Origin of the sequence: Sphingomonas pituitosa NBRC 102491 (assembly GCF_001598435.1) — a bacterium.
Lineage (GTDB): Bacteria > Pseudomonadota > Alphaproteobacteria > Sphingomonadales > Sphingomonadaceae > Sphingomonas > Sphingomonas pituitosa.
Genome location: NZ_BCYY01000002.1, coordinates 197,844 through 212,655, shown reverse-complemented (window position 1 = coordinate 212,655; position 14,812 = coordinate 197,844). Strand labels below are relative to the sequence as shown.

Sequence of the window (14,812 nt, the reverse complement as noted above, 5' to 3'; positions counted from 1 at the left end):
GTGCTTCAGGACAAGGACCGCATCTTCACCAATCTCTACGGCTACCAGTCGTGGCACCTCGACGCCGCCCGTGCGCGCGGCGCGTGGGACAACACGAAGGCGCTGCTGGAGCTGGGGCCGGATACCATCATCGACCGCATCAAGGCTTCGGGCCTGCGCGGGCGTGGCGGCGCCGGCTTCCCGACGGGCATGAAGTGGAGCTTCATGCCGAAGAACCCGACGCCCGAGCGTCCGAGCTTCCTCGTCATCAACGCCGACGAGTCCGAGCCCGGTTCGTGCAAGGATCGTGAGATCATCCGCCACGATCCGCACTTGCTGATCGAAGGCGCGCTGGTCGCGGGCTTCGCGATGCGCGCGCGTGCGGCCTATATCTACATCCGCGGCGAATATATCCGCGAGGCCGAGACGCTGTTCGCAGCGGTCGCCGAGGCTTATGCCGCCGGCCTGCTGGGCAAGAATGCCTGCGGTTCGGGCTATGACTTCGACGTCTTCGTCCACCGCGGCGCCGGCGCCTATATCTGCGGCGAAGAGACCGCGATGATCGAGAGCCTCGAAGGCAAGAAGGGCCAGCCGCGCCTCAAGCCGCCGTTCCCGGCGGGTGCGGGCCTGTATGGCTGCCCGACCACGGTTAACAACGTCGAGTCGATTGCGGTCGCCCCGACGATCCTGCGTCGCAGCCCTGAATGGTTCGCCAGCTTCGGCCGTGAGAACAACAAGGGCACCAAGCTCTTCCAGATCAGCGGCCATGTCGAAAAGCCGTGTGTTGTCGAAGAGGCGATGAGCATCACGTTCCGCGAGCTGATCGAGAAGCATTGCGGCGGCATTCGCGGCGGCTGGGACAATCTGCTGGCGGTGATCCCCGGTGGTTCGTCGGTGCCGCTGGTGCCGGCAGCCGAGATCATGGACGTGCCGATGGATTTCGACGGCCTAAAGGCGGTCGGCTCCGGCCTCGGCACCGCCGCCGTGATCGTCATGGACAAGTCGACCGACATCGTCCGTGCGATCAGCCGTCTCTCCTATTTCTACAAGCATGAGAGCTGCGGCCAGTGCACGCCGTGCCGTGAAGGTACCGGCTGGATGTGGCGCGTGATGGAGCGGATGCGCACCGGCGACGCCGACATCAGCGAGATCGACACGCTGCACCAGGTGACCAAGCAGGTCGAAGGCCACACCATCTGCGCGCTGGGCGACGCGGCGGCGTGGCCGATCCAGGGCCTGATCAAGCATTTCCGCCCCGAGATGGAGCGCCGTATCAACGAGCGCCGTTCGGGCGGCCTCGAAACCATGCAAGAGGCGGCAGAGTAATGCCCAAGCTCAAGGTTGACGGAATCGAAGTCGAGGTGCCGCAGGGCGCCACCGTGCTCCAGGCCTGCGAGGCCGCGGGCAAGGAGATTCCGCGTTTCTGCTATCATGAACGGCTGAGCATCGCCGGCAATTGCCGCATGTGCCTGGTTGAGGTGAAGCCCGGGCCCCCGAAGCCGCAGGCGAGCTGCGCGCTGCCGGCCGCCGAGGGCCAGGAAATCCGCACCGACAGCGCGATGGTGAAGGCCGCGCGCGAAGGCGTGATGGAGTTTCTGCTGATCAACCACCCGCTCGATTGCCCGATCTGCGATCAGGGCGGCGAGTGCGACCTGCAGGACCAGTCGGTCGCCTATGGCCGCGGCAGCTCGCGCTACACCGAGAACAAGCGCGCGGTGACCGAGAAATATATGGGCCCCATCATCAAGACGGTGATGACCCGCTGCATCCAGTGCACCCGCTGCGTCCGCTTCGGCGAGGAAGTGGCCGGCGTGGAGGATATCGGCGCGATCTATCGCGGCGAGAACATGCAGATCACGACCTATCTCGAAAAGGCGTTCAAGAGCGAGCTTTCGGGCAATGTCGCCGACCTGTGCCCGGTCGGCGCGCTGACCCACAAGCCGGTCGCGTTCGAATATCGCCCTTGGGAGCTCAAGCGGAACCTGTCGATCGACGTGATGGACGCGGTCGGCACCAACATCCGCCTCGACAGCCGTGGCCGGCAGGTGATGCGCGCGCTGCCGCGCATCAACGAGGACGTCAACGAGGAGTGGGCGCACGACAAGACCCGCTACCATGTCGACGCGCTGGTCCGCCGCCGTCTCGACCGCCCGTTCGTCCGCAAGGACGGCAAGCTGGTCCCGGCGACGTGGGAAGAAGCGTTCGACGCCGTTGCAGCGGTGGCCGCCAATGCCGGTTCGAGCGTCGCGGCGATCGCCGGCGACCTGCTCGATGCCGAGACCATGTACGCCGCCAAGGCGCTGGTGAAGGCGTTCGGTTCGGACCTGCTCGAAGGCCGCCAGACCGGCATGGCCTATGACACGTCGAGCCTGTCGGCGGTGGCGTTCAACACCACCATCGCTGCGCTCGAAGAGGCCGATGCGATCCTGCTGGTCGGCACCAACCTGCGCTGGGAAGCGCCGCTGGTGAACACCCGCGTGCGCAAGGCGATCAAGCGCGGCGCCAAGGTGTTCGCGATCGGGCCGCAGGTGGACCTCACCTACAAGGTCGAATGGCTGGGCGACGATCTGGGGCTGCTCAACAGCCTGCCGGAAAACCTCGCCCAGGCGATCGACAATGCCAAGAAGCCGGCGCTGATCCTCGGCCCCGGTGCGCTCAAGAACGGCCATGGTGCGGCACTGGCGGTCGCCGGCGCCTTCCAGCGCGCCGCGACCGAGACCGATGCGGCCTGGAACGGCTTCAACGTCGTCCACACCGCGGCGGCGCGGATGGCGGGGCTGATGCTCGGCTATGCGCAGAAGGGCGGCATTGCCGACATCGTCGCGGCCGCGCCGAAGCTCGCATTCTTCCTGGGCGCCGACGAGGTGGACTTTGCGAAGTTCGCCGGCAGCTTCAAGGTCTATATCGGTCACCATGGCGACCAGGGCGCGCATCATGCCGATGTGATCCTGCCGGGCGCCACCTATGCCGAGAAGCCGGGCACCTATGTGAACCTCGAAGGCCGCGTGCAGCGCGCCGATCGCGCGGTGTTCGCACCGGGTGAGGCGCGCGAGGACTGGACGATCCTGCGCGCGCTCTCCGAGAAGCTCGGCCGCACGCTGCCGTTCGACAGCTTCGACGAACTGCGCGCCGCGATGGCGAGCGAGGTTCCGGCGCTTGGCGAGGAAGGTCTTGCCGAGTACGCGTGGAACCCGCCGTCGCTTGCTTCGCAGGCCTCGGGTCCGGTGACCTATCCGATCGCCGACTTCTATCTCACCAACGCCATCTGCCGTGCGTCGCCGACGATGCAGCGCTGCTCGGCCGAACTGCTCCATGGCGAAGACTTCGCAGAGGCCGCAGAATGACCTCCTGGTTCACCTATCTCGGCCTGCCGTACGGTCTGGCCTGGACCGTCGCCACGGTGATGGACATCCTCGTGATCGCGCTGCCGGTGATGCTGGCCGTGGCGATGATCATCTATGCCGATCGCAAGATCTGGGCGGCGATGGCGCTGCGTCGTGGTCCGAACGTCGTCGGCCCGCTCGGCCTGCTCCAGTCCTTCGCCGACGGCCTCAAGGTGTTCCTGCAGGAAACGATCGTGCCGTCGGGCGCGAACAAGGGCCTGTTCCTGCTCGCGCCGATCATCACCTTCACCGTCGCGCTGATCGTGTGGGCGGTGGTGCCGTTCCAGGCGGGCGTCGCGCTGTCGAACATCAATGTCGGCCTGCTCTACGTGCTCGCGGCCTCTTCGCTCGGCGTGTACGGCATCATTCTCGCCGGCTGGTCGTCGAACTCCAAGTATCCGTTCTACTCGGCGATCCGCGCAGCGGCGCAGATGGTGAGCTACGAAGTCTCGATCGGCTTCGTGCTGATCTCGGTCATCCTCTGGGCGGGCACCTTCAACCTCGGTGGCATCGTCGAGGCGCAGAAGGGCTATTACGGGTTCATCAACGGCAACTTCGTCAACCCGCTGCTCTTCCCGATGGCGATCGTGTTCTTCATCTCGTCGCTTGCCGAGACGCAGCGCGCGCCGTTCGATCTCACCGAAGCGGAGTCCGAGCTGGTCGCCGGCTATCAGACCGAATATTCGTCGATGGCCTTCGCGCTCTACTGGCTCGGTGAGTATGCCAACGTCATCCTGATGTGTGCGCTCAACGCCACGTTGTTCTGGGGCGGCTATCTGCCTCCGTTCGACTGGGCGCCGCTCTACATGGTGCCGGGCATCCTGTGGCTGTTCGCCAAGATGCTGTTCTTCTTCTTCTGCTTCAGCTGGGTGAAGGCTACCGTCCCGCGCTATCGCTACGACCAGCTGATGCGCCTGGGCTGGAAGATCTTCCTGCCGCTGTCGCTTCTCTTCGTCTTCCTCGTTTCCGGGTATCTCATGCTGACCCGGGTTGGAGTGCCCGCATGAGCGTCGGAAGTTTCATTCGCACCTGGACTCTGTGGGAGTTCGTGAAGGCGCATGCCCTGACCTTGAAGTATTTCTTCAAGCCCAAGGCGACGATCAACTATCCGTACGAGAAGAACCCGCTCTCGCCCCGCTTCCGCGGCGAGCATGCGCTGCGCCGCTACCCCAACGGGGAAGAGCGCTGCATCGCGTGCAAGCTGTGCGAGGCGGTGTGCCCGGCGCTGGCGATCACGATCGAGGCCGAACCGCGCGACGATGGCAGCCGCCGCACGACGCGCTACGACATCGACATGACCAAGTGCATTTACTGCGGCTTGTGCCAGGAAGCGTGCCCGGTCGACGCGATCGTCGAGGGGCCGAATTTCGAATTTTCCACTGAAACGCGGGAAGAGCTGATTTATCAAAAGGATAAGCTGCTCGCGAACGGCGACCGCTGGGAACGCGCCATCGCGGCGAACCTTGCCGCCGACGCGCCGTACCGTTAAGCGCCGCACCATCCATAGGGGCCATCCGATTCCGTGATCCAGCTTCTCGCCTTTTACCTGTTCGCGACCATCGTGTGCCTCTCCGGGGCGCTCACGATCCTGTCGCGTAATCCGGTACATTCCGTCCTCTGGCTCATCCTGGCGTTCTTCAACGCCGCGGGCCTGATGGTGCTCGTGGGCGCCGAATTCATCGCCATGCTGCTGGTGATCGTCTATGTCGGTGCCGTTGCGGTGCTGTTCCTGTTCGTCGTCATGATGCTCGACATCGACTTCACCGAGCTCCGCGCGGGCGTGATGAAGTACGCCGCTGTCGGCGCGCTGCTCGCACTGGCGCTGGTCGCGGAGATCATCGTCGCGGTCGGCGCCTGGAGCGCCGGCAAGCTTGCGCTCGGTCGTCGCCTTGCGCCGGTGCAGGACGGCGTGCCGAACATCGAAGCGATCGGCCAGCTGCTCTACACGCGCTATCTGTTCGTGTTCGAGGGCGCCGGCCTGGTCCTGCTCGTCGCGATGATCGGTGCGATCGTGCTGACCTACCGCAAGCGCAGCGACGTGCGGCCGCAGAATGTCGGCCGCCAGAACGCCCGCCGCGCCAAGGATGCCACCCGTAACATGAACCCGGCAGTCGGGCAGGGGATGGATCTGTGATCTCGCTAACCCATTATCTGGTCGTCTCGGCCATCCTGTTCACCATGGGGGTGCTCGGCATCTTCATGAACCGGAAGAACCTGATCGTCATCCTGATGGCGATCGAGCTCATCCTGCTCAGCGTGAACATCAATTTCGTCGCCTTTTCGTCCTTCCTGAACGATCTGGTCGGCCAGGTGTTCGCGATGTTCGTTCTGACCGTCGCCGCCGGTGAGGCCGCGATCGGCCTCGCGATCCTGGTCATCTATTTCCGCGGTCGCGGCACGATTTCGGTCGACGACGTCAATCGGATGAAGGGCTGATGTCGTCCATTCTGATCATCGTATTCCTGCCGCTCCTCGCGGCAGCCGTTGCGGGGCTTGTGAACAAATCGTTCGGCGCCGCGGTCCCTAAGATCCTCACCACGGGCTCGCTGTTCGTGGCGTGCGGCCTCTCCTGGCCGATCTTCCTCTCGTACCTGAGCGGCAATGCCGCGCCGAGCGTCACGCCGGTGCTGCACTGGATGACCTCGGGCACGATGAGCTTCGCCTGGGAGCTGCGCGTCGACGCGCTGACTGCGGTCATGCTCGTGGTGGTCACCAGCGTTTCGGCGCTCGTCCACCTCTATAGCTGGGGCTATATGAGCGAGGAGCCGGATCAGCCGCGCTTCTTCGCGTACCTGAGCCTGTTCACCTTCGCGATGCTGATGCTCGTGACCGCGAACAACCTGGTGCAGATGTTCTTCGGCTGGGAAGGCGTGGGTCTCGCGTCCTACCTGCTGATCGGCTTCTGGTTCCGCAAGCCCAGCGCCAATGCTGCCGCGATCAAGGCCTTTGTGGTCAACCGCGTCGGCGATCTCGGCTTCATGCTCGGCATCTTCGGCGTGTTCCTGGTGTTCGGCACGGTCGACATCACCACGATCCTGGCGGCGGCGCCGAACCATGCGGGTTCGACGATCGGCTTCCTCGGCTATCGTTTCGACACGATCACCGTGCTCTGCCTGCTGCTGTTCGTCGGCGCGATGGGCAAGTCGGCGCAGCTCGGCCTGCACACCTGGTTGCCGGACGCGATGGAAGGCCCGACCCCGGTGTCGGCGCTGATCCACGCCGCGACCATGGTGACCGCGGGCGTGTTCATGGTCTGCCGCATGTCGCCGCTGTTCGAGCAGAGCGCTGTCGCGATGCACGTCGTGATGGTGGTGGGTGCGGCAACCTGCTTCTTCGCCGCCACCGTCGGCACGACGCAGACCGACATCAAGCGCGTGATCGCCTATTCGACCTGTTCGCAGCTCGGCTATATGTTCTTCGCGGCAGGCGTCGGGGCGTATGGCGCGGCGATGTTCCACTTGTTTACGCACGCCTTCTTCAAGGCGCTGCTGTTCCTCGGTGCCGGCTCGGTGATCCATGCGATGCACCACGAGCAGGACATGCGCTACTATGGCGGCCTGTGGAAGAAGATCCCGCTGACCTACACGGCGATGATGGCGGGCACGCTCGCGATCACCGGCGTCGGCATCCCCGCGCTGTTCGGTAATCCGACCGCGTTCGGCTTCGCCGGCTTCCATTCGAAGGACGCGATCATCGAGGCGGCGTTCGCTTCGGGCAACACCGGCGTGTTCTGGGTCGGCGTGGTCGTCGCGCTGCTGACGAGCTTCTACTCGTGGCGCGTGGTGTTCCTGACCTTCCACGGCAAGCCGCGCTGGGCCGCTTCCGAGCATATCCAGCACGCGGTGCACGATGCGCACGGTCACGGCCATGACGATCACGGGCATGCTGCGCACGACGCGCATGGCCATGACCATCACGACGCGCACGATCATGGCGACGGGACGGCGGGCTACCACCCGCATGAGAGCCCGCTCGTCATGCTCATCCCGCTGATTCTGCTGTCGATCGGTGCGGTTGCCGCCGGCTTCGTCTTCCACGGCGCGTTCATCGAGCCGAGCGCGGGCGAGACCTACTGGCACGGCGCGCTGGCCTTCAACGAGCATCTGATGCACGCGATGCATGAAGTTCCGGTGTGGGTGAAGCTCTCGGCCACGGTGGCGATGCTGCTGGGTCTTGGCACGGCAATCTTCGCATATATCGTTTCGCCGGGCTTCCCGGCGGCCTTCGCCGAGCAGGTGCGTCCGCTGTATCTGTTCCTGCTCAACAAGTGGTATTTCGACGAGCTCTACAACCTGCTCTTCGTGCGTCCCGCATTCGCCATCGGGCGGCTGTTCTGGAAGCGCGGCGACGAGCAGACGATCGACCGGTTCGGCCCCAACGGCGCGGCGCGCCTGGTGCAGTTCGGAAGCTTCGGAGCCGTCAAGCTGCAATCGGGGTATCTCTACACCTATGCCTTCGTCATGCTGATCGGGCTCACGGCCGCGCTCACCTGGGTCATTGCGAGGTGATGGAACAATGACCGGCTTTCCGATCCTTTCCGTCCTGCTTGCGGTGCCTGCGATTGCCGCAGTGCTTTGCCTGTTCGTCGGCGCGCAGGGCGCCCGCTGGACCGCGCTCCTCGCGACGCTCGTCAATCTGGCGCTCGGCGTGTTCCTCTGGACGCAGTTCCAGCATGGCGACGGCGCCCCGCAATGGCAGTTTGTCGAGCAGCATACGCTGTTCACGCTGGGCGGCGTCGATTTCCGTTGGGCGCTCGGCATCGACGGCTTCGCCTTCCTGCTGATCGAGCTCTCGCTGTTCCTGATGCCGATCTGCATCGGCGCCAGCTGGCTCTCGGTCACCAAGCGCGTGCCGGAGTACATGGCGGCGTTCCTCGCGACCGAAGTGCTGATGATCGGCACCTTCGCCGCGCAGGATCTGTTCCTGTTCTACATCTTCTTCGAAGGTGGCCTGATCCCGATGTATTTGATCATCGGTATCTGGGGCGGCGTGAACCGCATCTACGCGTCGTACAAGTTCTTCCTGTACACGCTGCTCGGCTCGCTGCTGATGCTCATCGCGATGATCGCGATGGTGCTGAGCACCGGCACCACCTCGATCCCGTACCTGATGGCGCATGACTTCCCGGCCAGCTGGCAGACCTGGCTGTGGTTGGCCTTCTTCGCCTCGTTCGCGGTGAAGATGCCGATGTGGCCGGTCCACACCTGGCTTCCCGACGCGCACGTGCAGGCGCCGACCGCTGGTTCGGTGATCCTGGCGGGCGTGCTGCTGAAGCTCGGCGGCTATGGCTTCCTGCGCTTCTCGCTGCCGATGTTCCCGGTCGCGTCGGTGCAGTTCATGGGCCTGGTGTTCGCGCTTTCGTGCGTCGCGGTGGTCTACACCTCGCTCGTCGCGCTCGTGCAGAGCGACATGAAGAAGCTGATTGCCTATTCGTCGGTCGCGCACATGGCGATCGTCACCATGGGTCTGTTCGCCTTCAACGCGAACGGCATCGACGGTGCGATGATGGTGATGCTGGGCCACGGCGTGGTTTCGGGCGCGCTGTTCCTGTGCGTCGGCATCATCTATGATCGCCTGCACACCCGCGAGATCGACCGCTACGGCGGCCTGGCGATCAACATGCCGCGCTATGCCGTGCTGTTCCTGCTGTTCACCATGGCCTCGATCGGCCTGCCGGGCACCAGCAACTTCGTCGGCGAATTCTTCAGCCTCGCTGGCGTCTATCAGGTCTCGACCTGGACCGCGCTGATCGGCACCACCGGCATCATCCTCGGCGCCGCCTATATGCTCTACCTGTTCCGTCGGGTGGTGTGGGGCGACCTTACCAAGGACGATGTGAAGGCGATGCCCGATCTCGACGCTCGTGAAGTCGCGATGCTCGTGGCGCTGGCTGCCGTGGTGCTGTGGATGGGCGTGTACCCGACCAGCTTCACCGCACCGATGCGTGCCGATGTCGCACGGCTGACGCAGCGCCTCGACGGCGCCGCGCACACCGCGTCGATCAGCGACTCCAAGCCCACGCCGGGTTCGCCCAAGGCGGCTCCCGCTCATGAAGCCTCCGCGCACGGGGAGGCGCACTGATGTCCTATTCAATGCAATTGATGATGACGCTGCCCGAGCTGGTGCTCGCGGCCGGATCGATCGTTCTGATGCTGGTGGCTGCCTGGGGCGGCCAGGCATCTACCAAGCTGGTGAGCTGGGCCTCGGTGGCGCTGCTCGCCGGTGCCGGGATCGCGCTGGCCGGTCCGTCCTCGACGGGCGGCGTGGCGTTTGGCGGCCTGTACCGCGCGGATGCCTTTGCAACCTTCGCCAAGGTGGTGATCTATGCCGCCGCGGCGGTTTCGATCCTCGTCGCGCCGAAGTTCTTTCAGCGCACCTCGGGCGAGGATCTGCGTCCGGAATATCCGGTGCTGATCCTGCTCTCGACCGTCGGCATGGGCATGATGGTTTCGGCGGGCGACCTGCTGAGCCTCTATGTCGGCCTCGAGTTGCAGAGCCTTTCGGCCTACATTCTTGCCAGCTTCATGCGGCGCGACACGCGCTCGGCAGAAGCGGGCCTGAAGTATTTCGTGCTGGGGGCGCTGGCCTCGGGCATCCTGCTCTACGGTATCAGCCTGGTGTACGGCTTCGCCGGCACGACGCTGTTCGAGGGTATTGCTGACGCCTATCGCGCCGGCACTGGCGGCAGCCAGCATACCGGCCTGTTGTTCGGCCTGGTGTTCGTGTTCGCCGGTCTTGCCTTCAAGATCTCGGCCGTGCCGTTCCACATGTGGACGCCGGACGTGTATGAAGGCGCGCCCACCCCGGTCACCGCCTATTTCGCATCGGCGCCCAAGGTGGCGGCAGTGGCGATGGCGGTTCGTGTGGCGGTCGATGCGATGGGTCCGGCAATCCTCGAATGGCGCCAGATCGTGATCTTCGCCTCGCTCGCGTCGATCATCTTCGGTGCGGTCGCGGCGATCGGCCAGACCAACATCAAGCGGCTGCTCGCCTATTCGTCGATCAACAATGTCGGCTTCGCGCTGATCGGGCTCGCGGCCGGCGGTGAGGAAGGCGTGGCGAGCGTGCTCGTCTACATGGCGATCTATGTCGTCATGACGATCGGCAGCTTCCTGGTGGTGCTGCAGATGCGCGACGAGCAGGGCGAGCAGGTCGAGACGATCGCGAGCCTGTCGGGCATGTCGCGTACGCGACCGGGCCTGGCACTGGCGCTGGCGATCTTCATGTTCAGCCTGGCGGGCATCCCGCCGCTGCTCGGCTTCTTCGCCAAGCTGGGCGTGTTCATCGCGGCCATGCATTCGGGCTTGATCGCGTTCGCCACGGTGGGCGCCGCGGCGTCGACGATCGGTGCCTTCTATTACCTCAAGATCGTCAAGACGATGTACTTCGATGAGCCGGCGCCTGCATTTGCGGGCAAGACCGACCTGGTCGAAGGCGGGCTGATTGCGATCAGCGCCGTCGTCATCTCGCCGATCGGCTGGCTCGTGTTCGGTGCGCTCGGCACCTGGTCGCTGGTCGCGGCGAAGGCGCTGTTCTGACGCCTGTGATACGGACCGTCGCCGAGACGGGGTCTACCAATGCCGACATCCTCTCCCTGGCGCTTTCGGGCGCCGGGGAGGGGCTGTGGCTCCGGGCCGAACGCCAGACCGCCGGCAAGGGCCGGCAGGGGCGGGCCTGGGTCTCGCCTGCGGGCAATCTCTACATTTCGACGCTGGTCCGCGTTCGGCCGACCGATCCTTCGCCGGCGACGCTGGCGTTGCTCTCCGCCGTTGCGCTGGAGGAAGCGGTGCGGGCGTTCGGCGTGCAGCCGATGCTGAAATGGCCCAACGACCTGCTGGTGGACGGCGCCAAGCTCTCCGGCATCCTGCTCGAGCGGGCAGGGGATGCGATTGCGGTGGGCATCGGCGTGAACCTGTCGGCGGCGCCCGAGGGTCTGGATCGCGCCGCGACGAGCCTCGCCGCGCGGGGCGTGACCGTTGCTCCCGACATCTTCGCCGAGGTGCTCGCCGAGAGCTTCGGCCGCTGGCTCGAACGCTGGCGGGGCGAGGGGATGTGGCCGGTGCGCGAGCGTTGGCTCGCCAAGGCGCATCCCGAGGGCACGGCGCTTACCGCGCGCCTGTCCGACGGCACCAGCGTCGACGGGCTGTTCGGCGGGCTCGATTCGAGCGGTGCGTTGATGCTTCGCTTGGCCGATGGCACCAGCCGTGCCATTCACGCGGGCGACGTGTTCCTGCTGTAACGAGGAGAGGGAAGGGCGATGCTGCTCGCGATCGACGCCGGCAATACCAATGTCGTGTTCGCGCTGGTGGATGGCGGCGAGATCCGTGCCCGCTGGCGCATCGCCACCGATCCGCGCCGCACGGCGGATGAATATGCGGTGTGGCTAAGCCAGCTGCTCGCGCTGGAGGGATTTGACCGGAGCGCGGTGAGCGGGGTGATCGTCGGCACGGTGGTGCCGCGGGCGCTGCACAACCTGCAGGTGCTCGCCAGCAAATACTTCAGGACCGAGGCAGTGATCGCGGGCAAGGGCAGCGCCGATTGGGGCTTCCCGCTCGACGTGGACGAGCCGCAGAATTTGGGCGCCGACCGCGCACTCAACGTGCTCGCCGGCCATGCGCGGCACGAAGGCGACCTGATCATCATCGATTTCGGCACGGCCACCACTTTCGACGTGGTCGATTATCGCGGTGCCTACAAGGGCGGGATCATCGCGCCGGGCATCAACCTGTCGCTCGACGCGCTGGTGACCGCCGCCGCCAAGCTGCCCCGCATCGCGATCACCGCGCCGGACAGTGCCAGCGTGATCGGCCGCAATACCGTCGATCAGATGCATATCGGCATCTATTGGGGCTATATCGCGATGATCGAGGGGCTGGTCGCACGGATGAAGGCCGAAGTGGGCAGGCCGCTCAGGGTTATTGCGACGGGTGGGCTGGCGATTCTCTTTGAAAAGCATACATCAGTGTTCGATACGATCGAGCCCGATCTTACCATTCAGGGCTTGGCGATGCTGTGGGAACGCAGCCAGCAAGGAAATTAAGTGACTCCAAGAAACGAACTGCTCTTCCTCGCCCTCGGCGGCTCGGGCGAGATCGGCATGAACGTCAATCTCTATGGCTGCGACGGCAAGTGGCTGATGGTCGATTGCGGCATCACCTTCGGCGACGCCAGCTACCCTGGCATCGACGTGATCCTGCCCGACCTGCAGTTCATCGAGGATCGGGTCGACGACCTGCTCGGCATCGTGCTGACCCACGGGCATGAAGATCATATCGGCGCGCTACCCTATCTCGCGGCTGATCTGGGCGTGCCGCTGTACGCGACGCCGTTCACCGCCGGGCTTATCCACGGCAAGCTCGCCGAGGAAGGCATCGACGACCGCGTCGAGCTCAACGTCGTGAAGGAAGAAGGGCCATTCGACCTCGGCCCGTTCAAGATCACCTACACGCCGCTGGCGCACTCGATCCCCGAAGGCAATGCGGTGCTGATCGAGACGCCCTATGGCAAGGTGTTCCATACCGGCGACTGGAAGCTCGACGAAGCGCCCTCGCTGGGCGGTTCCGCGACGGCCGAGGAACTGACCGCGATCGGCGACAAGGGCGTGCTGGCGCTGGTGTGCGATTCGACCAACGTGTTCAATCCCGAAGCCTCGGGATCCGAAGCCGACGTGCGTACCGGCCTTGACGAGGTGGTCGCAGCCGCCAAGGGCCGCGTGCTCGTTACCACCTTCGCCTCGAACGCGGCGCGGTTGCAGACGCTGGGCGACGTCGCACGCGACACCGGCCGCGAGCTGTGTGTGGCGGGGCGTTCGCTCGACCGGATCATCCGTGTCGCCAAGGCGACCGGCTATCTGCGTGACTTCCCCGAGCTGATCGATTTCGACAAGGCAATGACGCTGCCTGCCTCGCGCGTGCTGATCGTCGCCACCGGCGGCCAGGGCGAGCCGCGCGCTGCGCTCAACCGCATCGCCGAGGGCAGCCATGTGCTGAAGCTGCACCAGGGCGACTTGGTGGTATTCTCCTCGCGCCAGATCCCGGGCAACGAGATCGCGATCGGCAAGATCATGAACACGCTCGCCGACAAGGGCGTCGACATCATCACCGATCGCCAGGCTTTCGTCCACGTCTCCGGCCATCCGGGGCGCCCGGAACTGGCCGAGATGTACAAGTGGATCCGCCCGGAGATCATCGTGCCGGTACATGGCGAGATCCGCCATATGCACGAGCAGGCCCGCTTCGCGCTTTCGCAGGGCGTGCCCAAGGCAGTGAAGCAGCAGAATGGCGAGATCATCCGCCTGGCGCCCAACGGTCCGGCCAAGATCGGCCATGCGACCGTCGGCCGGCTGGTGCTCGACGGGGACGTGATCCTGCCCGCCGACGGCGCGACCATGGGCGAACGCCGCCGGATCGCGCTCTACGGCCAGATGTCGGTCGCGGTGGCGATCGATCGCAAGGGCAAGCTGCTTGGGGCACCGCAGATCCGCATCCAGGGCGTGCCGGTGGAAGAGGACCGCGACGACCTGATCGCCGCCGCCGCCGATGCCGCCGTCGAGGCGGTGAAGAAGGACTGGCGCGATCGCGAAAAGCTGCGCGAGTCGCTGCGCCTCGCGGTGCGGCGCGTCGCGGTGCGCTTCACCGGCAAGAAGCCGGTAGTGGACGTGCTGCTGATCGAGGCGTAACCTCGCAACCATGAAGTGGCAGTCGGCGCTCGCGATCTATACGCTCTTCTGGGCGATGTCGGTGTTCTTCGTGCTGCCCTTCGGGGTCAGGACCAGCGAGGAGGCGGGCGTTCCGCTCGTCCCCGGCCAGGCGCCGAGCGCGCCGCACAGCTTCAACCCGACGCGGATCGTGGTGCGCACCACGATCCTGTCGGCGGTGCTGTTCGCTGCCTTCTACCTCAACTATGTCTATGGTTGGGTGACCGCCGAGATGCTCGACTGGACGCGATAACTACCAGCAAAATAAGCATTTGTGCGGAAAAGGGTGCTCTGGCTGCCTATAAGAGCGGGATGGAAGACCTGCGCCGACACCACGCTCAGATGCTCGCCGCCATCGACGAACTGGAGCAGCTCACCCAGTCGCCCAGCTGTGACGACAAGGCGGTGATGGCGGTTCGCTATCGCCTCACCCGGGCCAGCAGCGCGCGGCGGCGAGAGGTGGTCGCGCTGTGCGAGCGGTTGATCAATGCGGGCGCAGCGGACCCGGCGCTGCGATCGCTGCGGGACTCGACCAACCTTTCGCGCGCGACCTCCAGCAGCCATATCGGCACCTGGACGCTGCGCCAGGTCGTGGCGGACTGGCCCGGCTATGTCCGGGCCTCGGCAGCGATGCGGGCGGCGCTGCGGCGTGAAATGGCGCGGGAGGCAGCGGTGCTCACACCCCATTTTGCCGCCGCTATGTGAACGTTCACATTTCTGTCATCTTCGCTTGCCATGCGGTGCGAATGCGGGG

At 65.2% G+C, this 14,812-nt stretch carries 14 protein-coding genes; all 14 read left to right on the top strand.

What is annotated here, in order from left to right; translation table 11 throughout:
• The 14 genes from nuoF to SPI01S_RS03485 are packed head-to-tail and all read left to right on the top strand — an operon-like array spanning position 1 to position 14,763.
• Positions 1-1,305, top strand: a complete 1,305-nt coding sequence (gene nuoF, locus SPI01S_RS03550) for an NADH-quinone oxidoreductase subunit NuoF (protein ID WP_066718231.1) — start codon at positions 1-3, stop codon at positions 1,303-1,305.
• A complete protein-coding gene (gene nuoG, locus SPI01S_RS03545; protein WP_066718229.1) occupies positions 1,305-3,323 on the top strand; it encodes an NADH-quinone oxidoreductase subunit NuoG in 2,019 nt (672 codons plus the stop codon). The genes nuoF and nuoG overlap by 1 nt, the downstream gene beginning before the upstream one ends.
• The gene (nuoH, locus tag SPI01S_RS03540; RefSeq protein WP_066718227.1) at positions 3,320-4,369 is read left to right on the top strand and encodes an NADH-quinone oxidoreductase subunit NuoH; all 1,050 of its coding nucleotides are present in this window, start codon (positions 3,320-3,322) and stop codon (positions 4,367-4,369) included. Before nuoG ends, nuoH begins: the two co-directional genes overlap by 4 nt.
• Complete coding sequence (nuoI, locus tag SPI01S_RS03535) at positions 4,366-4,851, top strand: NADH-quinone oxidoreductase subunit NuoI (RefSeq protein WP_066718225.1); 486 nt, start codon at positions 4,366-4,368, stop codon at positions 4,849-4,851. Before nuoH ends, nuoI begins: the two co-directional genes overlap by 4 nt.
• 33 nt (positions 4,852-4,884) lie before the next feature.
• Positions 4,885-5,496 (top strand): NADH-quinone oxidoreductase subunit J, encoded by a 612-nt coding sequence (locus SPI01S_RS03530; protein WP_066718222.1) that lies wholly within the window; start codon positions 4,885-4,887, stop codon positions 5,494-5,496.
• Positions 5,493-5,798 (top strand): NADH-quinone oxidoreductase subunit NuoK, encoded by a 306-nt coding sequence (nuoK, locus tag SPI01S_RS03525; RefSeq protein WP_066718219.1) that lies wholly within the window; start codon positions 5,493-5,495, stop codon positions 5,796-5,798. Before SPI01S_RS03530 ends, nuoK begins: the two co-directional genes overlap by 4 nt.
• Entirely contained in the window at positions 5,798-7,870 is a 2,073-nt protein-coding gene (nuoL, locus tag SPI01S_RS03520; RefSeq protein ID WP_066718216.1) for an NADH-quinone oxidoreductase subunit L, read from the top strand. Before nuoK ends, nuoL begins: the two co-directional genes overlap by 1 nt.
• A 7-nt stretch (positions 7,871-7,877) precedes the next feature.
• The gene (locus SPI01S_RS03515) at positions 7,878-9,443 is read left to right on the top strand and encodes an NADH-quinone oxidoreductase subunit M (protein WP_066718213.1); all 1,566 of its coding nucleotides are present in this window, start codon (positions 7,878-7,880) and stop codon (positions 9,441-9,443) included.
• Positions 9,443-10,900 carry an NADH-quinone oxidoreductase subunit NuoN gene (gene nuoN / locus SPI01S_RS03510; RefSeq protein ID WP_066718210.1) on the top strand — a complete coding sequence of 486 codons (1,458 nt, stop codon included), beginning with the start codon at positions 9,443-9,445 and terminating at the stop codon, positions 10,898-10,900. Before SPI01S_RS03515 ends, nuoN begins: the two co-directional genes overlap by 1 nt.
• A 5-nt stretch (positions 10,901-10,905) precedes the next feature.
• The gene (locus SPI01S_RS03505) at positions 10,906-11,601 is read left to right on the top strand and encodes a biotin--[acetyl-CoA-carboxylase] ligase (RefSeq protein WP_066718208.1); all 696 of its coding nucleotides are present in this window, start codon (positions 10,906-10,908) and stop codon (positions 11,599-11,601) included.
• Between the two features lie 18 nt (positions 11,602-11,619).
• Positions 11,620-12,402 (top strand): type III pantothenate kinase, encoded by a 783-nt coding sequence (locus tag SPI01S_RS03500; RefSeq protein ID WP_066718206.1) that lies wholly within the window; start codon positions 11,620-11,622, stop codon positions 12,400-12,402.
• Positions 12,403-14,040: a ribonuclease J gene (locus tag SPI01S_RS03495; RefSeq protein WP_066718204.1), complete on the top strand. Its 1,638-nt coding sequence runs from the start codon at positions 12,403-12,405 to the stop codon at positions 14,038-14,040. It begins immediately after the preceding gene.
• A 10-nt stretch (positions 14,041-14,050) separates the two neighbouring features.
• Entirely contained in the window at positions 14,051-14,311 is a 261-nt protein-coding gene (locus tag SPI01S_RS03490) for a DUF1467 family protein (RefSeq protein WP_066718202.1), read from the top strand.
• A gap of 59 nt (positions 14,312-14,370) precedes the next feature.
• A complete protein-coding gene (locus tag SPI01S_RS03485) occupies positions 14,371-14,763 on the top strand; it encodes a hypothetical protein (RefSeq protein WP_157084546.1) in 393 nt (130 codons plus the stop codon).
• Positions 14,764-14,812 lie beyond the last annotated feature (49 nt).

Coding starts and splice junctions, on each gene's coding strand:
- nuoG (WP_066718229.1), top strand. CDS start 1,305: ATGCCCAAGCTCAAGGTTGACGGAATCGAAGTCGAGGTGCCGCAGGGC.
- nuoH (WP_066718227.1), top strand. CDS start 3,320: ATGACCTCCTGGTTCACCTATCTCGGCCTGCCGTACGGTCTGGCCTGG.
- nuoI (WP_066718225.1), top strand. CDS start 4,366: ATGAGCGTCGGAAGTTTCATTCGCACCTGGACTCTGTGGGAGTTCGTG.
- nuoL (WP_066718216.1), top strand. CDS start 5,798: ATGTCGTCCATTCTGATCATCGTATTCCTGCCGCTCCTCGCGGCAGCC.
- SPI01S_RS03515 (WP_066718213.1), top strand. CDS start 7,878: ATGACCGGCTTTCCGATCCTTTCCGTCCTGCTTGCGGTGCCTGCGATT.
- nuoN (WP_066718210.1), top strand. CDS start 9,443: ATGTCCTATTCAATGCAATTGATGATGACGCTGCCCGAGCTGGTGCTC.
- SPI01S_RS03500 (WP_066718206.1), top strand. CDS start 11,620: ATGCTGCTCGCGATCGACGCCGGCAATACCAATGTCGTGTTCGCGCTG.
- SPI01S_RS03490 (WP_066718202.1), top strand. CDS start 14,051: ATGAAGTGGCAGTCGGCGCTCGCGATCTATACGCTCTTCTGGGCGATG.
- SPI01S_RS03485 (WP_157084546.1), top strand. CDS start 14,371: ATGGAAGACCTGCGCCGACACCACGCTCAGATGCTCGCCGCCATCGAC.